General features: G+C 35.3%; 20 protein-coding genes. 17 read left to right on the top strand and 3 right to left on the bottom strand.

The genetic code is table 11. The features are described from left to right. Positions 1–6: 6 nt before the first annotated feature. The 6 genes from drmB (at position 7) to AC4BBX_RS08320 (ending at position 6382) form a co-directional block, all read left to right on the top strand. Positions 7–1911 (top strand): DrmB family protein, encoded by a 1905-nt coding sequence (gene drmB, locus AC4BBX_RS08345; protein ID WP_490453419.1) that lies wholly within the window; start codon positions 7–9, stop codon positions 1909–1911. Between the two features lie 50 nt (positions 1912–1961). Continuing rightward, positions 1962–2819: an HNH endonuclease gene (locus AC4BBX_RS08340; RefSeq protein ID WP_490453418.1), complete on the top strand. Its 858-nt coding sequence runs from the start codon at positions 1962–1964 to the stop codon at positions 2817–2819. A 224-nt stretch (positions 2820–3043) separates the two neighbouring features. Next, positions 3044–3241, top strand: coding sequence for a hypothetical protein (locus AC4BBX_RS08335; protein ID WP_490453417.1), 198 nt, complete (start codon positions 3044–3046; stop codon positions 3239–3241). Positions 3242–3359: 118 nt separating this feature from the next. Next, on the top strand, positions 3360–3860 hold the full coding sequence (locus tag AC4BBX_RS08330) for a Fic family protein (RefSeq protein ID WP_490453416.1): 501 nt from the start codon (positions 3360–3362) through the stop codon (positions 3858–3860). Positions 3861–4699: 839 nt separating this feature from the next. Next, positions 4700–5677 carry a dipeptidase gene (locus tag AC4BBX_RS08325; RefSeq protein ID WP_490453415.1) on the top strand — a complete coding sequence of 326 codons (978 nt, stop codon included), beginning with the start codon at positions 4700–4702 and terminating at the stop codon, positions 5675–5677. A gap of 216 nt (positions 5678–5893) precedes the next feature. Next, entirely contained in the window at positions 5894–6382 is a 489-nt protein-coding gene (locus AC4BBX_RS08320) for a CatA-like O-acetyltransferase (RefSeq protein WP_490455788.1), read from the top strand. Here the strand turns inward: AC4BBX_RS08320 and AC4BBX_RS08315 are convergent. Continuing rightward, positions 6372–6842, bottom strand: coding sequence for a nucleoside deaminase (locus AC4BBX_RS08315; RefSeq protein ID WP_490453414.1), 471 nt, complete (start codon positions 6840–6842; stop codon positions 6372–6374). The genes AC4BBX_RS08320 and AC4BBX_RS08315 overlap by 11 nt on opposite strands. Positions 6843–7033: 191 nt before the next feature. On the opposite strand from AC4BBX_RS08315, the gene AC4BBX_RS08310 reads away from it, so the two are divergent. The 7 genes from AC4BBX_RS08310 (at position 7034) to AC4BBX_RS08280 (ending at position 12614) form a co-directional block, all read left to right on the top strand. Beyond that, entirely contained in the window at positions 7034–7984 is a 951-nt protein-coding gene (locus AC4BBX_RS08310) for a tRNA dihydrouridine synthase (RefSeq protein ID WP_490453413.1), read from the top strand. A gap of 167 nt (positions 7985–8151) precedes the next feature. Next, on the top strand, positions 8152–9054 hold the full coding sequence (rarD, locus tag AC4BBX_RS08305) for an EamA family transporter RarD (protein ID WP_490455787.1): 903 nt from the start codon (positions 8152–8154) through the stop codon (positions 9052–9054). 196 nt (positions 9055–9250) lie between these two features. After that, positions 9251–11014 carry a DUF2075 domain-containing protein gene (locus tag AC4BBX_RS08300; RefSeq protein WP_490453412.1) on the top strand — a complete coding sequence of 588 codons (1764 nt, stop codon included), beginning with the start codon at positions 9251–9253 and terminating at the stop codon, positions 11012–11014. Beyond that, entirely contained in the window at positions 11011–11343 is a 333-nt protein-coding gene (locus AC4BBX_RS08295) for a nucleotide pyrophosphohydrolase (protein WP_490453411.1), read from the top strand. Before AC4BBX_RS08300 ends, AC4BBX_RS08295 begins: the two co-directional genes overlap by 4 nt. Before the next feature lie 84 nt (positions 11344–11427). Beyond that, positions 11428–11748, top strand: a complete 321-nt coding sequence (locus tag AC4BBX_RS08290) for a type II toxin-antitoxin system RelB/DinJ family antitoxin (RefSeq protein WP_490453410.1) — start codon at positions 11428–11430, stop codon at positions 11746–11748. Further along, entirely contained in the window at positions 11745–12023 is a 279-nt protein-coding gene (locus AC4BBX_RS08285) for a hypothetical protein (protein WP_490453409.1), read from the top strand. Before AC4BBX_RS08290 ends, AC4BBX_RS08285 begins: the two co-directional genes overlap by 4 nt. Positions 12024–12092: 69 nt before the next feature. Beyond that, the gene (locus tag AC4BBX_RS08280) at positions 12093–12614 is read left to right on the top strand and encodes an ATP-binding protein (protein WP_490453408.1); all 522 of its coding nucleotides are present in this window, start codon (positions 12093–12095) and stop codon (positions 12612–12614) included. 205 nt (positions 12615–12819) lie between these two features. Here AC4BBX_RS08280 and AC4BBX_RS08275 read toward each other — a convergent pair whose 3' ends face one another. Next, on the bottom strand, positions 12820–13971 hold the full coding sequence (locus tag AC4BBX_RS08275) for a cobalamin-independent methionine synthase II family protein (RefSeq protein WP_490453407.1): 1152 nt from the start codon (positions 13969–13971) through the stop codon (positions 12820–12822). 443 nt (positions 13972–14414) lie between these two features. Here AC4BBX_RS08275 and AC4BBX_RS08270 point away from each other — a divergent pair, with 443 nt between their 5' ends. The 4 genes from AC4BBX_RS08270 to AC4BBX_RS08255 are packed head-to-tail and all read left to right on the top strand — an operon-like array spanning position 14415 to position 22293. Continuing rightward, positions 14415–15899, top strand: coding sequence for a TIGR02677 family protein (locus AC4BBX_RS08270; RefSeq protein WP_490453406.1), 1485 nt, complete (start codon positions 14415–14417; stop codon positions 15897–15899). After that, positions 15896–17011, top strand: a complete 1116-nt coding sequence (locus AC4BBX_RS08265) for a TIGR02678 family protein (protein ID WP_490453405.1) — start codon at positions 15896–15898, stop codon at positions 17009–17011. Before AC4BBX_RS08270 ends, AC4BBX_RS08265 begins: the two co-directional genes overlap by 4 nt. Next, the gene (locus AC4BBX_RS08260; protein ID WP_490453404.1) at positions 17004–21068 is read left to right on the top strand and encodes a TIGR02680 family protein; all 4065 of its coding nucleotides are present in this window, start codon (positions 17004–17006) and stop codon (positions 21066–21068) included. Before AC4BBX_RS08265 ends, AC4BBX_RS08260 begins: the two co-directional genes overlap by 8 nt. Beyond that, a complete protein-coding gene (locus AC4BBX_RS08255; RefSeq protein ID WP_490453403.1) occupies positions 21061–22293 on the top strand; it encodes a DUF2399 domain-containing protein in 1233 nt (410 codons plus the stop codon). The genes AC4BBX_RS08260 and AC4BBX_RS08255 overlap by 8 nt, the downstream gene beginning before the upstream one ends. Before the next feature lie 5 nt (positions 22294–22298). On the opposite strand, the gene AC4BBX_RS08250 is transcribed toward AC4BBX_RS08255, so the two are convergent. Further along, positions 22299–22844 carry a PRD domain-containing protein gene (locus tag AC4BBX_RS08250; RefSeq protein ID WP_490453402.1) on the bottom strand — a complete coding sequence of 182 codons (546 nt, stop codon included), beginning with the start codon at positions 22842–22844 and terminating at the stop codon, positions 22299–22301. Between the last annotated feature and the right edge of the window lie 54 nt (positions 22845–22898).

Genomic DNA, 22898 nt, shown 5'->3' with positions numbered 1-22898 from the left:
GCGGAAATGGCTTACGATAAAACAAGCGCAAACCCAGAATTTAATGTAAGGAGGTCACAGCTACTTACGCCGTTTGGTATAGGTGCTTTGATGGATATCAATAATCAATCTGTGATGGTCGCAGATTCCGAATACTGGAATTCGAATAAATGCGAAAAAGTTCATGATATCAGATTGGAAACAGAGATGAATGCCAATGGATTCATTGAGCCTCCAATAAAAGAGGCTGAAGAAATCATTGGTGTCAGATTCCCAAGCTGGTACTTTTCTCCATATGACAGATTTTTAAAACCACTAAGTAGGTGGCGTGAGTCTGTAGTGGCTCAAGGAATTCCTTCCAGAGTTAATTTATTTGATAAACGACCGTATGATCCACGACATAAAGGTACTGAACTTGTACCAGTTCGTGTAATTTGTGCATGTAAAAACGGACATGCGCAAGAGTTTCCATGGCTGGAATGGCCACATCCAAATATGTCCATTGATGAGTTTAAAGACCATAAAATAAAATTGGAAAGTGTAGCACAAACAGGCTCTATCGCTGATTTGATAGTGTCATGTGAAACTTGTGGAAAGAAAAGATCACTTGGCGGAGTATTTGATGAAAATCAATTTTCAAAAAAAATGGAAGAATTAGGAATACAGTGTAAGGGACAATATAAATGGAAAAAATCAGATTATGGTGAAGTATGTTCGGAAGGAACCCATTTGCGGGTTTTGTTGAAAAATGCTAATAATTTCTTTTTTCCAAATATTTCAAGTTCGGTTAATATACCTTTTAAACAAAACAAATTAATTGAAGCAGTTCAGCGTGCCACTGACTATTTATCTTTACAAAATTCCCTCAGGAGTATGTCCCGAGAAGAGGGAATTAATAAATTAAATGGAGATAAAAAAGTTCAAAATTTGATTGATTATATTTCAGAGGAATTGGTGCAAGACTCTGCCGCAGTCAAAAATGCTGTATCTCTTTATTTTTTTGAACAGTCTACCTCTGAATCGACTGGTGATGTCATGGATTACAGGAGACCAGAATTTGAAGTGTTGACTGGGAAAGAAGACTTTGACAAAGAATCAGAGCGACTTAAAATAAAAGTTTTTGATCAAAATGAATTGGATGAATCTCCTTTTAATCAGTTTATCTCTAAAATTACCTTAGTGCATCAATTAGAAGTTGTGAGTGCACTTCGTTCCTATAGCCGAATTGAGTCAACTGACTCTGAATTGATGCGAGAACGTGCTTTGGAAGGTGAAGAATCTAAAGGTGGAATTAATGAAGTTTCATTAAAAAGAAAAGACGGTTATTATGTCGGGATGCGATCATTAGGTGAAGGAATTTTCTTTTCACTTGATCCTAAGCAAGTTAGTTATTGGTTGAAGAAAGTAAAAGATAAATCCGTCTACAATAGAATTGTGGCGAAAGAAAAAAACGTAAGATTTGATGATGAACTGTCTTATATTAAACCGGACTATTATTTACTTCATACATTGTCGCACTTACTTATTAGAGAACTGAATATGAGTAGTGGGTATTCATCTTCTGCCTTGAAAGAAAGAATATATTATTCAAATAGTCAAGATGAAGAAATGTATGGTGTCTTAATCTATACCTCAAGCTCGGATTCTGAAGGAACGCTTGGTGGTCTAGTTAAACAAGGGGTTCCAGAGAGATTGTTTGCATTGATGAGTAGTGCGCTTGAAAAGGCGCAGTGGTGCAGCTTTGACCCTGTATGTATCGAAAGCGATTCACAAGGACGTGATTCGCTTAATGCTTCTGCTTGTCATGCATGCTCACTTATTTCTGAAACAAGTTGTGAAAAAATGAATGTTTTCCTAGATAGAGGAGTACTGATAGGAACGTTGAATAATCCCGAATTTGGGTTCTTCACAGAAGCAATGAAAGGAATCTAATCTGTTGATGTAATAATTAATAATTTCTTATTTTGAAAGAGAGGACTATTGTGATTACTCTTAGAAAAGTATTTTCAAAGGAACCACATGTTGTGCGCAATAGAGAACGATATTTTCGGATTTTACAAGACTTCAGAATATATGCTGAAAAATTATCTATTGAAGCGGGAAATATTAAAAAATCATCGAGTAAGGGGACTCATTACACCCGATTCTTACTATATTTAACTGTTTTGTATGAAGAGATTTTTCAAGAAGAATTTGGTTTGTTGGATTCTTTTGTAGCATTAAAAAAACTTAAACTAATTGAGAACCTTCCGGACTTTCGAACGTTTAACAGAAAAGAACACAATTTTTATAGTGCGACAATCAATTGTTTCGCTGCTTATTTAACTAATCGACAAGCATTGAAGGAAGCTCCATCAGATAATTTTTTGAATTTTCAACTTGCATCGTTAACAACGGAGGAAGGTATTCTGATATCTGAAGAGAATGCAGAATTTCAAGCAGACAAATTGGTAGTACGACCTAAAAAGTCGTTATACAAAGGATTTGATAGCTATCCTAGAAACTTGAATGTGAGTTATTTGGCTAAAGTCAGAAGTAAATGGTCTTGTAATCTTGATTCAAGGCATAGATCGTTCATTACACAAGCAGATGGTAAAAATTTTGTAGAAGCCCATCATTTGATACCTATGGCAGTTCAAGACTATTATCTTTACACACTAGATTTTACAGATAATGTTACGACATTGTGTCCGAACTGTCATCGATTGGTTCATCATGCAGGTTATCGAGAACGGGAAATAGCTATAAACAAACTATTTGGAGAGCGTGAGTCAACATATAGACAGCACGGTATTGAGATAAATCAAAAATTACTATTGAGTTTTTATGGAATCATCTGATTATTTATAGTAGCTATCTTTCTTTTTGAAGGTTGCAGTTGAAAAAGCATGTATATATCTACAAGCGCATATATAGATTGTTGTGAGAGGGCAGAAATCCTTTTTGGAAAATTTGCCTTTTTAATAGCTGCTTTCGATTATACCATCATTTCCCAATACCTGAAATTCCTATTCAAACATGGTATAATAATCAATAGAAAACATTCTATAAGGAGTTGACCAATATGTCTGATTACAAATACTCAGTAAAAAATACGACTAAAATCGAGCGTGAGAAGCTTCGTAATGTTGCTCTGAGCTATTCAACTCTAGATGCTGCAGAACCTTCGGAAGATGCAATGAAATTGGTAGAGGAATATGTAGCAGGAAATATCGAAATTGCTGATGCTCTAGAAACCGTTATTGAAAAATATCGTTCTTAGGGGTTGCAAAATGTATAATCCTTATTTAATTCCAAATACTGATGTTTTATAAAATAAACTTGATATATCAGATAAAGAGTTACTTGAAAAAGCCGAAGCGGATATTACTTATTTTAAATTGTTAGATATTGATGCTTGGTTTGAAGATAAGCCACTTAATTATGAAACATTTCTTGCTGTTCATAAATACATTTTTGGTGATTTTTATGAATGGGCAGGAACAATCAGAACAATACCTATTTACAAAGAAGAGGCAGTTTTAGGTGGCGTGTCTTTAAATTATGGGGATGTCCAATCAATCCAGCTTCAAATTGAGACAATCATCCATGAGTTGAATCAAGTAGAATGGTCTGAGATTAGTGTGAAAGATATGATTCCGTTGTTGTCAGATTTGATTGCTCGCTTATGGCTAATCCATCCGTTTAGAGAAGGGAATACTCGAGCAGTTATGCGGTTTGCCGGGTTATTTGCAAATGCTAAAGGGTTTCCTTTAAATTCAAAACTATTACGTGACCATGCTAGTTATGTAAGAAAGTCACTGGTTTTATATTGTGTTGAAGAAGCACCTGAACAGGAGCACTTCTTAAGAATTATGACTGATGCAATTAACGATTTTTAGTATAAAGATAATTGATTAATTATTAAAGTAATTGTGTTCTAGTTTCCAAGACACTTTCTCATTGTAGGGGAGGGTGTCTTTTTATTTTGGTTACGACGATTTTTCAACTTGTTTTTTGCCGATAATCGACTAAATATTTGACTGTTCCTTTCTGAATTTATATATCCGTAAATAATTTATCAGTGTTCTAAAGAATTCGATAAAAGTTTATCTTTTATTTATAAATTAAGTAGTGTACTGTTACTTGCCCCAGTGGGATTTTTGCTATCTTTTGGTTTTACTTTAGAAGGGAGTGCTGTTACTTCAAACTTGGACGAATACATAAATAATATTTTAAAATTGGTTCCTATGATTATAGTACTTGGAGTTGTAGTGATAGTGTATTTAATCATGCTTAGTATGTTTATTCGAAGTGATGTGTTTATGAATTGGGTCTTTTATGACAGAAAAGTAGCCAATATTATGAATCGTTATTTAGGTACTTTGTGTTATGAAAAGACTGTTATACATGATACTCTTCTAACAAGAAATAAAAAAATACGCTAGCTTAGTTTTTATGGGATTTTGTGAACAAAAAGGAATTGTTCCCTAAATATTTTATTTTCTAACTTGCAAGATATTCGTAGTACTCTTAAACTCAAATATTGATACTTTACCGTTCCATTTACAGAAGGCTCAACTTTAAGAATTTGAATATCCAACGAGGCACCTCTCAAATCCTGAAAGGTGTCTTTTTCCTGTTCTCACCAATTTCACCTAATCCAACTTTTAAGCTATAATATACTAATCACTAACCAAACGAACGAAAAAAATAGAATCGACATCCTGGAGGTGCTTTTGTGAACGTTATTGATATGCATTGTGACACGATTATGAGAATTTTTGATGCTGGTAGAGAAGGTTCTTCGGCCGAATTGAAAAAGAATGATTTTCAAATTGATATTGAAAAGATGCAGCAAGGAGAATACCTACTACAAAATTTTGCTATTTACTTAGATAAGGAAACAGAAGAATCGGCTTATGCTACTGCTAAGGCGATGATTGCTTGTTTTTATGAAGAAATGAAAAAGAATACGGACACGATTCGTCCAGTTACACGTTACGAAGAAATTTTGGAGAATAATGAAAACAACATCATTAGTGCTTTACTGACAATGGAGGAAGGTGCGCCATTAGAAGGAAGTATTGAGAAGCTTCACGAATTTTATCAATCTGGGGTCCGCATGTTGACTCTTACTTGGAATTATCCGAATGAAATTGGCTTTCCAAATGCGATGTTTACCGATGAAGAAGGACAGCTTTTAGCTGATCAAAAGGGTCTGACTCCGGCTGGTATCGAGATTGTGCAAGAGATGGATCGACTGGGAATGATGATTGATGTTTCTCATGGTTCCGATCAATTGGTTAAAGATGTCTTGAAGTATAGCAATCGTCCATTTGTAGCTAGTCATTCTAATGCACGAAGCGTTCAACATCATTTTCGTAATCTTTCAGATGAATTAATTAAGGAAATTGCGGATCGCGGGGGAGTTATTGGCATTAATTTCAGTGATGGTTTTCTTAAAGATGAAAGTGATTCTACACATTTAATTGAGCAAATTGTGACACATGTTAAACATTTGAAAAAAATTGGAGGGATTGAGGTTGTAGGGATGGGTTCCGATTTTGATGGTATCAGACCACATGAGGACTTACCAGATGCTAGAGTCTTTCCAAAGATTTATCAGGCCTTAATAGACGCTGGTTTTACGATGGATGAAGTGGACCAAATTTTTTATAAGAATGTATTGCGCTTGTATAAAGAATTTTTGGTTTAAAATATACTATAAAAAGCACTTTCTCGTTGTTGAGAAGGTGCTTTTTATAATGAGCAAGAGCAGATTTTCTTTCACACAGAATCCGCTCTTCTTAATAACGTTAATCTGTCAAAAGTTCTACCAATTTATTTCTCCAAACGGTTGTCAACAGTGGTTAATCAACTAAAACCTTTTAAGATGGGTATCTCCGAAGAAGGCAAGGTTGGTTATTAGGAGATTGTCCATCCCTCTTACACTATTTTTAACAAAGAAACGGAAACTTTTTCAGGTATTTGGACGAAATACCAAGCTGATTTCTCTAAATTTTATATAGATTGTAGGGAAGATATGGAAACTTATCAACAGAGTAAAACGCTCTTTCCTAAAAAAGAAGGGCCAAGTAACTTATTTGATATTTCAAGTATTCCTTGGGTGGAGTTTTCTGCTTTCAACTTAAATATTCAATCAACGAATCCGCACTTACCGCCCATTTTTACTCTTGGAAAGTTTAAGCGTAAGGAAGAACAAATAATGTTGCCAGTGGCGATTCAAGTACATCATGCAGTCTGTGATGGCTATCATGTGGGAAAATTTGTACAAAAATTACAAGATTTTACCAATGATGTGGATAGTTGGATGATTAAATTTAAGTTAGTGAATAAAAAGAGGACAAGTAGCCAATGCCAATGTGGCCGCTTGTCCTCTTTTAATGGAACTATTTTTTAGTAGAAAAGTAGTTTTCCAAAATCTCTATCCCTTTTTGCTGCAACACTCCGCCAGTTACAGTTGGTGACCAGCCCGAGTGTTCGAAAACTAAGCGACTAGGTTCTTCGCCTTTTTCTCCTAAAATGGCATCTAAGTCTTTGGCGTAAGCACTGAAAACGAGACGACCTAATTTTGTCCAGACCATTGCACCTGAGCACATAAAGCAAGGTTCACAACTGCTATAAAGCGTATAGTCAGAAAGGTCCATGATTTGTTGCTGTTGGCAGAAGCTACGAATAAGTCCGTGTTCAGCATGAAATGTAGGATCGCTTAACGAATGAATTTGATTTTCATTGGTGAACACGATTTGGTTATCCTTCACTAGAACGGAACCAAAGGGCTCGTTTCCTTTTTGAACAGCTTGTTCAGCCAAAGCCAGTGCTTCCAACATAAATGTTTCATCTAAGTTTTTTGTAAGCATTAGTGTCATTCCTCTCTTTTTCTTTAGTATAGGATAAGTGAGGGTGGTTTAGTAGAGAAGAAAGTACGAATACCTATGTTTTTGTGGGAAAACGACTTTTTTGCATCTCCTGTTCTTTCCTAGTATAATAATCATGTTTTTGTAAAGTGTTGTTCGAGGATTCGAGCATAACGGAAGGAAGAGTATATAAAGTGAGTAAAAATTTTTGGGAAGAGTTACCGAAACCCTTTTTCGTATTAGCACCGATGGAAGATGTGACGGATGTTGTTTTTCGTCATGTTGTTCAAGCAGCAGGCGCACCAGATGTCTTTTTTACAGAGTTCACGAATTCAGACAGCTATTGCCATCCAGATGGTATTCAAAGCGTCCGTGGTCGTTTGGTTTTCACAGAGGATGAACAGCCGATGGTGGCGCATATTTGGGGAGATAAACCAGAATTTTTCCGCCAAATGAGTATTGGTATGGCCGAGATGGGCTTTAAAGGAATCGATATCAATATGGGCTGTCCGGTACCAAACGTGGCGGATCGTGGCAAGGGAAGTGGCTTGATTTTGCGTCCTGAAGTGGCAGTGGAATTGATTGAAGCGGCTAAAGCTGGAGGAATACCAGTTAGCGTGAAGACCCGACTTGGTTTTAAGGACCTTGAAGAGATGGAAGCTTGGATTACCCATATTTTGAAGCAAGATATCGCCAACTTGTCCATCCACTTGCGTACACGGAAAGAGATGAGTAAAGTTGATGCTCATTACGAAGTGATTCCGCAAATTATGGCAATTCGTGACCGCATTGCTCCTCAAACAAAAATCACGATTAATGGTGATATTGCGGATCGTGAAGCTGGTTTAGCTTTGGCTGAAAAATATGGTGTGGATGGAATCATGATTGGTCGAGGAATTTTCAAAAATCCATACGCTTTCGAAAAAGAACCGAAAGAACATTCTTCTGAAGAATTGTTAGGACTTTTGAGAATGCAACTAGATTTGCAAGATAAATATGCAGAATTAGTGCCACGTTCAATCGTTGGCTTGCATCGATTCTTTAAAATCTATGTTAAAGGATTTCCAGGGGCAAGTGATTTACGTGTACGATTGATGAATACCAAGTCTACAGATGAGGTTCGAGCGATATTGGATGAGTTTTAGGACAACTATAGGTATAAATACTAGAAGACGTTTTCTATTTTCGGGAAACGTCTTTTAAATTACAATCTTTTACAGAAAATTCTATGAAAAGTTTATTTTTCTGGTATAGTAATTCCATAGACAATCAAGGAGGAGTTACTTTTGTATTAAGGAAAGTAAGAAGAGCGATGAAAAATAAAGGGACTTTGTTAGGTATAGGTGCGTATGTTTTATGGGGATTAATTACGCTTTATTGGAAATTGATTCAAGGTGTTTCACCACTTGAAACGATTTGTTATCGTATTATTTGGTCGTTTGTTTTTATGATTCTATTTTTGTTCATTAGTGGAAAATGGTCCTCATTTATAGATGAATTGAAGGAATTATTGAAGAATAAAAAGCAAACTTTCTTAATAGTTTTAGCAGCAATCTTAATTTCAATTAATTGGTTCACATTTATTTATTCTGTGAATATTGGTCGGGTAACAGAAGCAAGTCTCGGTTATTATATCAATCCTTTGGTAAATGTTTTGTTAGCTACATTATTTTTAAAAGAGAAGTTGAGTCGTAGTGGTAAAATTGCGTGTGTTTTGGTTGTTATCGGCGTGTTGTTACTGTCGATTCAAACGGGGAGAATTCCTTATCCGTCGTTAATTATGGCATTTTCATTTAGTTTGTATGGATTAATTAAAAAGCGTATTCCAATTAGTTCAACAACTGGTTTAACGGTTGAAACCTTTATTATATTTCCTTTTGCCTTATTATATATCCTATTTTTATCACCAGTTGGTTTCATGCACTACCCAATACAAACGAATCTATTGTTGATGGGAGCAGGTGTAGTCACTGCGATTCCTTTGCTACTATTTGCAGAAGCAGCGAAGAGTATTTCCTATATCACCTTAGGATTTATTCAGTATATCAACCCAACCATTATGTTATTGCTAGCGGTCTTTTTATTTAAAGAAACCTATTCAGTTGCTCAATTTACCGCCTTTGGTTTCATTTGGTTTGGAATTGGTGTCTTCACCTACGGAACCTTGCGTGAGGGAATAAAACTACGGAAATCAATAAAAAAATTAGAAAACTAAAAATATTAGATAGTAAGCTCTCTATAAAGTAGGCAGGAAAATTCTGGATGCTTTGTAGGGAGTTTTTTCAGTTAACTGAAGCTAAAAATAATTTTTCTTGAAACAATAATATTCATTTTTCAAATATTATTCTCTTCCAACAATCCTTCTACAAGTGTATGATTAAAGTAGCAAAGTTTGATAAGGAAGTGATTATTTGAAAAATATTTCGTCACCAATTATTTATGAGCTGGATTATTCAAAAGAAATAATCGCTACATTAGAGAGTAATTTGGAGAATGAACAGCATAAAAGATACTTGTTACGTTTTCCTACAGTTTATATTGTGAATGATAAGTTACAGGATAGGAATTATTCAATCTACATCGGAGAAACTACAAATATTAAGCGTCGGACATTGGAGCATTTGCAAAGTGACAGTAGAGTAAGAGACGATTGGGAAAAATTAGCTACGTCTCACGATACGAAAATGTTTGTTATTGGACATGATCATTTTAATAAGTCTTTGACATTAGACATTGAAAATAAATTGATGCACTATCTATCCAGTGTTGCATCAGTTAAGCACGTCTATAATCGTAGAACAAATGAACAACAGGATTATTATTCTTCTGATGAGATGGAAACAATTTTTACAAAAATTTGGCGCAAACTTCATAAGAAAAACGCAGAGCTTTTCCCATTAGAGCGAGCAATCCGCGATTCAGCATTATTCAAAGCGTCCCCTTTTCACAAATTGACAAGAGAGCAATTTGAGGCGAAAGATAGAATTATTATGAAAATCGAAGAAGCTTTGAATAGAAAAAAAGACAGCCAGTTAATCTTAGTTGGCGGTGAAGCTGGATCGGGGAAAACTGTTTTGATGAGTAGTTTATTTTATGATTTATTTCAGCTATCAGAAAAAGATAGTGATAACGTCATTTTAAAAAATACTTCGCATTATTTGTTAGTAAATCATGAACAACAACTAAAAGTTTATCAGCAAATATCTGAGAAATTAGGTATTCTTTCTAAAAAAACTCCTGATACTGTCAGTAAGCCAACACCATTTATTACAAGACATTCACCAGATAAAAAAGTAGATGTGTTAATTGTTGATGAAGCTCATTTGCTTTGGACACAGGGTAAGCAGGCCTATCAAGGAGAGAATCAATTAAAAGATCTTTTGGAGCGAGCGAAGGTTGTAGTAGCAGTTTTTGACCAAAACCAAGTACTCTCTCGAGAACAATATTGGGAGAATGAAGAATTTCATGATTTAGTCAATCAGGCTAATATCTATGGTAATTATATTGAATTGAAAAATCAGATGCGTATTAATGGAAATCAGGAAACGGTGAACTGGATTCGCAATTTGATTGATGAGCATGAGATAGAGAATATCCCTAAAGATCACAAGTATGATTTACGTGTGTTTAGCTCCCCAGGAGAAATGTATCGTAGTATAAAAGAAAAAGCTAAAAATGAGGATTCCGGTATTTCTCGAATGTTAGCAACATTTGACTGGGAGTATATTGATAAGAAAAAACCTTCGAATAAAGAATATTGGGATGTGACAGTCGGTGATTTTTCATTACCTTGGAATTTACAGATTTCTCAAACTAAGAGCTTAAAGCGAAAAAATAGAAAACTGGCTTGGGCAGAGCAAGAACAAACAATTGATGAAGTCGGTTCTACTTTTACAATTCAAGGTTTTGATTTAAATTATGCAGGTGTCATCATTGGTCCGTCTGTAAAATATCGAGATGGAAAAATTGTTTTTGATAGGACAGCTAGTAAAAATAAAAAAGCGACACAAAAGAGAACCTTAAAGAATGGCAAAGCTTATTTATCAGATACTTTACTTAAAAATGAACTTAATGTTCTTTTGACCAGAGGAGTTAATGGACTATACTTATATGCCGTGGATGAAGCATTACAAGAAAAACTCATGGAAGCACAGAATGGAGTACTTGACTTATGAAAGAATCTAGCATGAAAAAAATAAATCAGTTTCGTGACGAACGGAACTGGCGACAATACCACAATGAAAAAGATCTAGCAATTTCTATTTCATTGGAAGCATCAGAATTACTGGAATTATTCCAATGGAAATCTCCAGAAGAGGTAATTGATAGTAAGCGGGAACGGATTGAAGAGGAATTAGCAGACGTCTTGATTTATTCATATATGTTGGCGAATAATTTGGAAATGGATATCGATAAAATTATCGAGCGTAAATTGGAGAAGAATAATCGGAAATATCCTGTTGAAAAGAGTTTTGGAAGTAAAATGAAATATAATGAGTTGTGAAAAGCAGGGTGGTTTCGCTCTGCTTTTTCATTGACTATAATTCAATCATGCAATGTAATTCATATATAAATAATATTTAATGAGGTGTATGGAGATGAAAAATATTCAAGTGCGTGTAGAAGAGTCCTTGAAAAAAAAGCAGATGAAGTGTTTAGTGAATTGGGAACAACAACAAACGAAGCTATCAAAATTTTTTTGAAAATGTCAGTAAATTCTAAAGGCTTTCCATTTGAATTAAAATTACCTGAAGTTACCACACTTCAGGAAATAGTTGAACAAAAAATGCTAAATATTAGTGAAGATGAATTAATGGATGCTTATACGATAGTCACTGGAAATTTTAGAGTTGATGATGAGTTTGGTGTGGGAGTAGTTGACGAAACAATAACTGTAGAGGGCTTATGAAAGATGGCTGCTTAACGAATGCGGGAGCGCTACTATTCGGAAGAGACACATTTATTCATATGCCTCATTCTCGAATTCGTTTTCTTCGTTACGATGGAGAAAAGAATGAAACTGGCCGACGATTAAATATAATCAAAGAATTTGATTATGAAGGACCAATTCCTGTATTAATTGAAAAAATGACAAAAGATGTTAAATCACAATTACGAGAATTTCAGTTTTTAAAGGAAGATGGTAAATTTACATCTATACCTGAGTATCCTGAATTTGCTTAGTTTGAAGGAATAGTCAATGCTCTGACTCATAGGGACTATTCTTATCGAGGCGATTATGTCAGAGTTATCATGTATGATGATCGTCTAGAAATTTTTAGTCCAGGGGCACTACCTAATATAGTGACATTAGAAAATATGCGTCATACTAGATATGCTCGTAATCCGAGGATTGCTCGAACTTTATCAGAGTTTGGATGGGTTAAAGAGATGAATGAAGGAGTTAACCGTATTTATGATGAAATGCAACTATCCTTTTTAAACGAGCCTAAATATAGTGAACCGAATAAAAATGCTGTTCTATTAATTTTAGAAAATAGTTATACATCACGATATTTACGTGAAAATGATCGTTTTGAAGAATATGTAGCTAAGTTAAATGAGAATAAATTTACTGAAATAGAAATGAGAATCATTGCTCATTTGTACAACCACAAAACTTTGACGGTAAAACAAGCATCAGAAATAATTAATAAAAGTCTAGTTTATACACGTAAAATATTACGTAAGTTACTAGAGGATGGTTATATTGAATGGCATGGTGTTAGTTCTAAAGATCCAACTCAGTATTATACATTACCCAAAAAAATTTAGAGATACAAGTGCGTTTAGCTTTTGTTCTAATGTACATTTAAGGAGATATGTATTTTTTACTAGTAAAAAGTTTCTAGTAGTTTCTAGTAGTTTCTCATAAATCAATCAACAGAAATCAGGAGATAGACTATCGAATAAATCTGAAAGTATTATTAACAAAAAAATTCCAAAGACAGCTCTTCTGTCTCTGGAATTTTTATTTTATTTACTCTGCCCAATAGCCTTCAGCGATCTTTTGTCCTTGGTCAACTTTTGCCCATTGTTGGTCAATCGATAATTTGTTTCCGCAGTCACAAGATGCGAATCCACATTGATGTGAAAGGAATAAACGGCTTTTTGGTAAGATTGCACTCGCTTTGTCTAATAAACTTAAGACACGTTCTTCATCATCTAAAGTAGAAGTTTTACTTGATAATAAACCTAAAACGACTTCAACTTCTGGTTTATCTTTTAAGACTTCTAAGGCTGAAATATCACCTGCACGATCGTCATCCCATTCTAAGAAGAAGCGATCATAATGTTGATTACCTAAGAATTTTTTCGCGATAGATTCATACGTTCCACCTGCTGCATGGCGACTTTGATAGTTTCCACGACAGTTGTGTGTCCATACTTTCAAACCTAATTCATGAGCAAAATCGGCTACTTCATTGTTTAAGTCAACAAACTCGTCTGCTAGGCCAACTAAGCCACCGTTTCCTTCTTCAAAATAGCTCTTTTCGTTATCTTCTGAGAATAATTCCCACAGACAGTCATCAAACTGAACGATTTCGCCACCAGCTTCTTTGAACTCCACTAAAAATTCTTTATAAGCATTAATTAAGCCTTCACGTAGTTCTTCTTTAGTTTTGTAGACTTGGTCTTCGCCAAACAATTCTTTGAAAAGAAACAATTCAGTAAATGCATGGGCAATACTTACGACAGTGATTTTGACATCACGGTCTTCTTTTAATTCATTGACTTGTTTAAACAAGTTTAAGTAATGATGATTTTTTCCTGATAGAGGAGCAGTGATGCGAATACCAACATCTTTGCGAGTTTCAAATTGTCCACCATCAAAATCTTCGAAAACGTATCCTGATTTATCAATAAAGCGTTCCACACCATTTAAGCCCCAAAGGAAATCTAGATGCCATAAAGAACGTCCTTGCTCACCATCTGTTAAAACAGATAGTCCATGTTCTTTTTGTTCGGAAACAGATTTTTCTAAAGCTGCGGTTTCTGTTTCTTTATAACCTGGAAAAGAATCGTAGAATGGATATTGAATATCCTCACGATGCTCGATTTGATTTTTGTAAACTAATAAGTCCTCTGGTCGTAATAATGATCCAACTAATTGAAATTTATCTGTCGCCATAAATAATTCCTCCGATATTTAAGTAGTGAATTCATGATAACAAGAAAGAAATGGAATAGATAATACATTTTATTTGGGTTTGGTAATAGATTTTACCTATAACCTCATCCTAAAAATAAATTTCCTTTTATCTGCTGAATATAGATTTTGTGACTGGTATAATAGGTTTTATAAGTGACATTTGAGGAATATGAAACAAATTGTTCAAATGGAGATAGAGCAATTATTAGAAACTGTCGAAAATTTACCGGAAATGGAAGATGAATGGGATTTTTAGCAAATTCTGATAAAAGACTCTTTAAAAAAATTTTTATCAATTTTGCGTACTTTAGAGTAAGAGCTAGTTTTTAAGTAAAGTATTCTTAATACAAACACTACAGAACTATTTTTTTCTGATAAAATCAAAGAAAAGACGAGTTAATCTATGAAATGAGGGATAATAAATGGAAAAAATAATGTCAACGAATTATCTTGTTGTGGAAAATGTCTCTCGCTATCGTTTGATTATGCGTCATTTTTATAAACGACATCGGCAAATGCAAGGGACTTTGTATCGGCCAGATATTTTAGAGATGATGAAACAAGTGTATTCCGAAAACTATAGTGAAACGGAAGTCGATCAGGATTTAGAAAGTTTAGTGACTTGGGGAAATCTACAACGGCAACAAGAAATGATTCGACCGAAGAATATTGAGGAATATCGAAATAAAAATTTTCGTTATCAAATTACTGAAGCAGGTATTTTGGTGGAGGAGATGGTTTTTCAGTTAACACATCAAAAACATGCAGCTCGTGGGGCTTTAGATGAAGAAAGTGTTCGACGGTTGTATCATTTGTTACAAGATATTGTGCAAGACGGGGCAGATATTGTTGATTTATGGCCGAAAATTAGAGAAGAGTTCCGTAAATTAGGGGAAGATACAGCTAATTATATTGGCTATATTACTAGTCCGGAAGTGGATAGTCGCATGAAAACAGAACAATTTTTAATTTATAAGGATCGTTTTGTAAACTATTTACGTGATTTTATCAGTACTTTGCAGAGCTTATATCATCAATTCTTAGCAATGATTGAGGAATTAGAACAATTGGATTTGACGCTTTTAGTGGATGGCATGTATGAAAAAGAATTAGAGATTCCCATGATGGATGATGTGAGTCGTGAGGAAGTCGAGGAGCAGGTTTTAGGGGAACTACAAGCTTTAAAAATTTGGTTTAAAGGTCAGGAAAGTCGTTCGAGTGAATACTCCAACTTGATGGAACAAACGGATCAGATGATTACGAAAGTGACTGGTTTGATTTATTACTTTGGTCAAGAAGTGCATCAGTATCAGAGTAGAAAAAAAGATTATAAGCATATTGCTAAATGGTTTGCAGAGGCAGAATCACTGGCAGAAGCTCAAAAAATGTTTAGTGGTATTTTTGGTTTAGCGCATACGCGTCATTATTTTGTGAGTGAAGGTAGCGATGCAACCAGTACGAGAGAAAACAGTTGGGAGCTTCAACCAGGGATTTTGTTTATGCGAGAACGTGGCCGAAATGCTCGATTGGAACGCAAGGCTAAAAGTTTTACAATCGATGTAGCGGAACAACAAAGGCAAGTAGAAATTTATCGAAAAGACTTAGAGCAACAGCGAAAACAAGTAGAGAAATATTTTCGAGCAGGCGTACTGGATTTTTCTCAGTTGAAGAATTTGGATAGCTCTTCACGCAAAGTTTTTTTAAAGTGGATTAGCCAAGCAATGTCTACCTATGTACCGGATTCAATGCAAACTCTTCAGAATAGTGAGATTAGGCAAAAAATAACTACAGAATTAGATTTTGAAGTTATTGTATCGATTCATTTAAAAGAACGTATCCGTGTTTCCTGTGAAGATGGAGACATCGAGATGCCCAAAGTGAAAATAGAGAGGGAGGATCGTGTGTGAAACCTGAAGATTTAGCAGAAGCTTTACGACTTGTGTTTGAAAACTTTTGGATTATTCGTAAAGATACCCCAGATAACTATGCTTTTTTGCGTCGTCATCAGGTAGAATTACAAAAAGAATTACGCCAACGTTTTGGCATGAATCTACTGGTACGACCACAATACATCCAACTATTGAAACGTCCAATGGCTTTACAAAGCTGGATGGGAGATATTGATTTTGTTAGTACGATAGATTATGCACTTTTCTGCTGTTGTATGGCATATGTAGAAGGATTAGAAGCTGAGACTCCTTTTATGTTGGATGAATTATTACGAGATATCGAATTGATTGCGCCTGAAGAGCTGAAAATCGATTGGACGAATTACAATCAACGGAAAAGTTTAGTTCGAGTTATCAATAAACTGGAGGATTTACGAATCATTGAGGTCATCCAAGGAATTACAGATGGTTTTGAGCAATCAGAATTCAATCAGGAAATTTTATTTGTTACGACTATTCAAGCGCGAGCGTTTTTAGCCCGAGCGCCACAGTCTTATTCAGAATATGCGTCTTTTCATGATTACTGGCAAGATTACCAAGAAAGTCTTAATTTGGAAGGAAATCAAATCTTGTATCAACGTTTAATGGAGGAACCCTTGATTAAGCGAACAAGCGATAATGAAGAGTTGTTTGTCCGTTTACGCAAGAACTACCACCATATGCAAGAATACGTAGAAACCAATACGCCTTTTTATTTTGAGCTATATCGTGATTATGCTGCTTTTACCTTGGAACAAAGAGATCAGTGGGAATTGTTTCCAAGTCGTAAGGTTAGTGATGAAGTGCTTATTCAGTTGGCCACAATTATTCGCAAAGAAAATGTGCAAGAAAATGAATATGGAGAAATTCGTTTTTCAATGGAAGAATGGAAATTGCTTTTAAAAGAATTAAAAGAGACGTACGACGGATATTGGTCAAAAGAATTTACGGATATGAGTGAGCAACAACTTTCAGATGCTTTATTAAAAAGAGGGACTGATTGGCAATTATTTACTCAATTAGAAAATACGATTATTGTCCAAGCGGTCTTTGGACGACTTGTTGCAGAAATGAGGAAAGACGATGAATAATAATAGATGGGTAATCAATCGAGTAGGTTTATTGAATTTCTGGTATTATCAGAATCAAATTTTTCAATTAGCTGATGGAAAAATGCTGCTGCGAGGGACAAATGGTTCAGGAAAGTCTCTAACTATGCAAAGTTTATTTCCTGTGCTCTTTGATGGTGATACAAGTGCCTATCGCCTAGATTCTTTTGGTTCCAGAGACCGTAAAATGGAAGATTATCTTTTAGGTGAAAAAGGAGTATCTACACGGGATGAAGGTGTCGGTTACTTATTTTTAGAAGTAAAAAGAGAAGCAAGAGAAGAATATCTAACAGTCGGAATTGGTATGCATGCTAATCGAGGTGGTAAGTTAAATAAATGGTTTTTCGCTATTGAGAACAATCAACGAGTTGGGATTGATATGGAGCTTTATGAAGAACTGCGTAAAGGCGAATTTACTCCACTTACCAAGAAAAAATTACGAAATCGCTTGGAAGGAAAAGGGAAAATTTTTGAAACACAACGAGCCTATAAAGAATTTGTGAACCGTAGAATTTTTGGCTTTGAAACGATTGAACAATTTGATGAATTAATTGCTTTGTTAATCAATTTACGCAGTCCTAAATTATCCAAAGAATTTCGTCCGTCGGTGATTTATGGGATTTTACGAGACTCTTTACCCAAGTTGAAAGACGATGAACTGTTAACCTTGTCGAAAACCATTGAACAATTGGATGGTCACCGAGAGCGTTTAGAAGATTTGGATATCGAATTAAACGAACTTAGAAAGTTTTCGAAAAGTTATGGTCGTTGGCGAGATGAATTCGTGGGACAAATCGCCCAAAAATGGCTAACTTTGGTCAAAGACAAGCGTGGTTTAGAGAAGGAAAAGAATCGAAAAGAAAAAGAAAACCGTCAATGGGATCAAGAACTACAAGAACAAAAACAATGGATTCAGGAAAATGATGCTCAATTAAAAGCGCTTGTTCAAAGTATCCAAGAATTAAATCAGCACGAAGGTATGGACTTAGTGCGAAGAGGACAAGAGCTACAAGATCAGTTAGCGCAAACCAAAGAGGATTTACGAAAAAATCAAGATCATTTAACTCGAAAGCAACAGCAACTAGCAGCACAAAAACAACAGCTTGAAGGTCAAGAAAGTGAACTGTCAGAAAAAGAAAAGGATTTAGAGGACTTATTAGACGATAATCAACAATACTTAGCCTACTTACGCTTAGACGATCTAGATAAAGTGTATAGTCAAAAAATGAGGACGGAGATTACCAAAGAGGAATTTTCTTATTGGAAAAATCAAGTTCAAATCAAACAGAAGCATTTTCAACAAATTGTTGAACGCTTGGTACAATTATCTTATCGAGAAGAGCAATTAGTGATTGCGGATAGAGAATTAGGCAGTCAGCAGCAAATCGTTGATGGGTTAATGCGGGACTTGCGTCAATGGCAACAAACCAGACAGTCAGAAGTAGAACGTTGGAAAAACGAACTGGATAAATGGCAGCAAGCTGCATCTTTCCAAATGACTTCCGGAGAGTATGGGGGAGTACTGCATCTCATGGATCAGCTACAAGAAGACTACTTAAGGGAAGAAGAAATTATTGCTCCTTTAACGAATGCCTATCAACAAGCGCTACAAGAAAATCAAACAGAAACTATTCCGCTAGTAAATGAAAAGAGGACCCATCTAAAAACGATTCAGGAAAAAGAAAATGAAATCAAAGAGTGGCAAAATCAAAAAATGCCTAAGGTTGATCAACGCCTCTCTAGAGAAATGAATCGTAATAGTTTGACGGATAAGTCGTACATCCCTTTTTATCAAAGCATTGATTTTTTGAGGGGTGTCTCTCAAGAGGAACGTAATCAGCTAGAGGGAGCGTTGTATGCGTCGGGAATTTTAGATAGTTTAATTTCTGAGGAAGGTTTACACTTGTCTGATGACCAACAAATCATACCCGATCCTAAGTATTATGCCTCTACTTTAGCCGATTACTTAGAAGTTGTTCCAACTGTAGATCTGAAGTTGCAAGCGATTGTGATGGATGTGTTACAAAGTATCACTGTAGATGAGATGGATGAGAAGTTACCGAATCTTTTTAAAAATGGTTCCTATCAAATTGCTAATTTACGGGGAGCAATGCCGGCTGGATATCAAGCGTCTTATATTGGAGTGGCCAGTCAAGAAAGATATCGCCAGGCGATGATTGCGACGCTTGAAAAAGAAATTAGTGAATTGAATCAAAAGATTGTCGAATTAGATGAACGAATTGCTGAAAAACATCAGCAACATCAAAAAATTATGCGGGACTATCAAAATCGTCCAAGTGGTTCTGAAGTCTATGAAGCGATTCGTCAAATGGAACAAATTGCTAGCAGTTATCAATTGCAAAAAGAACAATTGGAACGAAAACAAGTACAAGTGAATGAACTAACCAACAGCATTCATGAAGAAAAAACCAATTTACATCGCATGACTGCTCAAAATGGACTAGCTTTAGAAGTGGAAATTTATCAAGACGCACGGCAATATGCAGATAATTATGAACAAAATTTAGATGAAGCTTATCCTAATTATATCGAAATGCAAGGCTTACGGCGAACGATTGTCAGTGGCAAGCAACATGAGCTTATTTTACAAGAAGAACAGGAGGACTTGTTGTTTGAACGTAGTGAGTGGCAAAGCAAGATGCAACGAGAGACTCGCTTAGTAGAAGATAATTTACAACAACAGCAACTAATTCATGTAGAAGAACTACAAGCTCAGTTGTCCGCAGCTATTCATGAACAACGTGACCGAGAAGCAGCCAAAGAAATCGCCAATGAAAAAGTGACAGAGTTGACTAGTAGTTTAGCAGTCAATCAAAATGATTTGCTACGAGTAAACGAAGAATTTCTAATGACGACTAACGCAGAAGCACATTGGCAAAGTCTCTTTAAAGCAGAAACGAACTTTGATGACCAGTTATCTTTTACTGAACAAGCAGAGACGCAAAAGCAAGAACCGAATGTGAAAAAATTGAAGGAACGTGAAAGTAGTGTGTTGACGCAATTTAATTACTTGGCGGATCGTTTACAAAATTACCAACCGCAATTATTGAATGCAAATGGGATTGAATTATCTGAAGAAGAAGAGTTACGCTTAGGAGATTTTGGTAATTACAATAACTATAAACTACCTGTCTTTGTAGTGGATGGACAAAGACAAACAACTTTTGACCTACTTGAGCGCTTAACAGAGCAAAAAATGATGTTACAAGATTTACTAAAACAAGACGATGAACAATTATTTAAGACGATTATCTTAGAGTCTGTAGGTAATATTCTTCGTTCGAGAATCAATCAGGCCATGGCTTGGGTAGATCAAATGAATCAATTGCTACAATCTCAAAAAAATTCTTCAGGCTTGTCTTTATCCATTCAATGGAAAGGGATTCCGAGTACGTCGGAACAAGATCTAGGAACGAATCGTCTGGTAGCACTGATGCAAAAACCAACGAATTTATTGTCCGAAGCAGATCGCGAAGCCATTACTCGTCATTTCCAAGAGCGGGTATACTATGCGCAAGAGCAAGTTCGTGAAAATTCAGAGGATCAAAGTACCCTGTTTCAAGCCATTTCTCAAGTCTTGGATTATCGAGATTGGTTTGAGTTTGAATTAAAATTTAAACGATCTAACGAAGGATATTCGGCACAAGCTTTGACTGATCGACGTTTTAATCAGTTCAGTGGAGGGGAAAAAGCGATAGCCATGTATTTACCTTTATTCGCTGCAGTTTACTCTCGCTATTTAGATGCGGAAGATTTTTGTCCTCGAATGATTACATTGGATGAAGCTTTTGCTGGTATTGACGATTTGAATATCGCGGAGCTCTTTAAAGCCTGTGAACAATTAGGCTTTAACTATGTAATGAATTCGCAAGCTTTATTTGGGGATTATCCAACTGTATCTAAGCTAATGATTTATGAATTATTGCGTCCACAGAATATTAATCTAGTTACACCAATTCAATATTATTGGGATGGTCATCAGAAACATTTATTATTAGAAGGTGTTGAAAATGAGTAAACGGACCAACTTTTTTAAAGCTCCAGTCTTTTTATCAATAGGGAAAGAACTGGCTCGCCGCTATTATTTGAAGGGAGAGTTTGGTTCTGCAATTGGTATAAAAAGTTTAGGAGATGTTGATACAGATCCTTTAAGAAGTTTGTTAGGGTATACTAATCTTGATTGGTCGAAGAGAAAAAGAGTGCAAATTACAGAGTTTGCAACTGCGCTACAGGAAAGTGCCCTTCAATGGTCTTTAGAAGAATTTGTTCGTTTTACTACTCAAAAAGAATTAGTTTTAAAAATAGATGTTCTAAAGTACGAACAAAAGTTGTATGAAGATTTCCTAGCAAAAGTCACTCAAGTTGATGCGATATTTATACAGCAATTGAGCGAAAAACAGCTGAAATACTGGCAAAAGCAAGAAGATATAATTTCTGTTTTTCAAATCGTCTCTCATGCTTTGCGAAATTTACCAACAAGTTATACGCGTTTACCAGTTTTTTCTTATCAGCAGACTGGAAATCCCCATGCTTTTGACGATAATCAACCAGCAGGCATTCTTTTACTGCAAATGTTAACTGCAAGTTCATCCGAAGCAAAGCAAGAAGAACTACTTTCAAATATTGAGCGAAAAAATAGTGTATTGGATGAATTTTATCTTTTGAAGGATGATATCAATAATGATGTGGCTGCTAGAGGTCTCTTGGCTAAAACTGAAACAGTCAGTGACATGTGGCAAGGGGCTTGTAAGGAAGCATGTTCTTGGAAAATCCCCTTAAAAGAAATTTTACGCATGAAGACTATTTATCCAGAAAAAGGGGATAAAATTTTGGTGGTAGAAAATTCAGGTGTCTATTCTATTCTGTTAGATGAATTACCTGAAGTTCCGATGATTTGTTCAAGCGGTCAGTTTACTTATGCAGTATGGAAGATTTTGAGAAAATTAACTGAATCGGGCATTCAAATTTATTATGTAGGCGATATGGATCCTGAAGGTTTAGTGATGGCGCAGCAAGTCTTACAAACGTTCCCAGATCATGGGCATACGATTGCGATGAATTTGACAAGCTTTGCATTAGCTAGTCATGCGTCGGCATTGAGCGAGACACGCTTAAAACAGTTACGTCTGGTTAAAGATTCTAAATTAAAAGAAGTGGCCAATCAAATTTGCGAGACACATCAAGTCGCACTTCAAGAAGGGTTTATTGAGGAATTGATTTGGCAAGTGATGGAGAAGTTTTAAAAAAATTAATATAAGATAACTGATATTTGGGTTCTATATCGTATAGAATGACCTTCTAATTGAATAGACATGAAATGCAAAACTAGATTACTAGCTTCTTCTTCAGGAATCTTTACTTGAAAATGTTTTTCAATAATTTCTAATGAATGCAATGCAATTTTATATTCTTTTGGATAATAGCGCTGAATTTCCCAACCGAATTGATTTGGTAGATACTGTTCATTATGGATACGTTTGATTAGGAAATAGATGTGATCCGTAAGTGAAAGAATAGTCGAGTTAGTTGTTTTATTTTCAAAAAAACCTTGATTTTGTCTAAGAATTTCTTCAGTGCAATTGAAGTAAGTGATAGGTATCTCATTCAACATTTGAATGAGTTTTGTGCTTTCCTTTTTAGCCACATTTTGGAAGATTTTTTCGACTTTTTCTTGATCAATCTCGTTACCTTTGACTTTTTGAAATCCTATTCCCAACCCAGCAACTATAATATCTTCACCATTACTATTTTTCGAAAAAACCAAATTGTTATTCAATACTTTGGCGATTTTCATTGTTTCACCTCCTCGATTTTATTATTGGGTACAACAAAAAAGGCAAGACCTAAA

The sequence above is a fragment of the Enterococcus sp. AMC1157 genome (assembly GCF_058216555.1).
This window is presented reverse-complemented; position numbering and strand designations above follow the sequence as displayed.

What these genes read in the sequence shown, in the direction of transcription:
- drmB (WP_490453419.1), top strand. Translation starts at nt 7, where the DNA reads ATGGCTTACGATAAAACAAGCGCAAACCCAGAATTTAATGTAAGGAGG.
- AC4BBX_RS08335 (WP_490453417.1), top strand. Translation starts at nt 3,044, where the DNA reads ATGTCTGATTACAAATACTCAGTAAAAAATACGACTAAAATCGAGCGT.
- AC4BBX_RS08315 (WP_490453414.1), bottom strand. Translation starts at nt 6,842, where the DNA reads ATGCTTACAAAAAACTTAGATGAAACATTTATGTTGGAAGCACTGGCT.
- rarD (WP_490455787.1), top strand. Translation starts at nt 8,152, where the DNA reads ATGAAAAATAAAGGGACTTTGTTAGGTATAGGTGCGTATGTTTTATGG.
- AC4BBX_RS08295 (WP_490453411.1), top strand. Translation starts at nt 11,011, where the DNA reads ATGAAAGAATCTAGCATGAAAAAAATAAATCAGTTTCGTGACGAACGG.
- AC4BBX_RS08285 (WP_490453409.1), top strand. Translation starts at nt 11,745, where the DNA reads ATGAAAGATGGCTGCTTAACGAATGCGGGAGCGCTACTATTCGGAAGA.
- AC4BBX_RS08280 (WP_490453408.1), top strand. Translation starts at nt 12,093, where the DNA reads ATGTATGATGATCGTCTAGAAATTTTTAGTCCAGGGGCACTACCTAAT.
- AC4BBX_RS08275 (WP_490453407.1), bottom strand. Translation starts at nt 13,971, where the DNA reads ATGGCGACAGATAAATTTCAATTAGTTGGATCATTATTACGACCAGAG.
- AC4BBX_RS08270 (WP_490453406.1), top strand. Translation starts at nt 14,415, where the DNA reads ATGGAAAAAATAATGTCAACGAATTATCTTGTTGTGGAAAATGTCTCT.
- AC4BBX_RS08260 (WP_490453404.1), top strand. Translation starts at nt 17,004, where the DNA reads ATGAATAATAATAGATGGGTAATCAATCGAGTAGGTTTATTGAATTTC.
- AC4BBX_RS08255 (WP_490453403.1), top strand. Translation starts at nt 21,061, where the DNA reads ATGAGTAAACGGACCAACTTTTTTAAAGCTCCAGTCTTTTTATCAATA.
- AC4BBX_RS08250 (WP_490453402.1), bottom strand. Translation starts at nt 22,844, where the DNA reads ATGAAAATCGCCAAAGTATTGAATAACAATTTGGTTTTTTCGAAAAAT.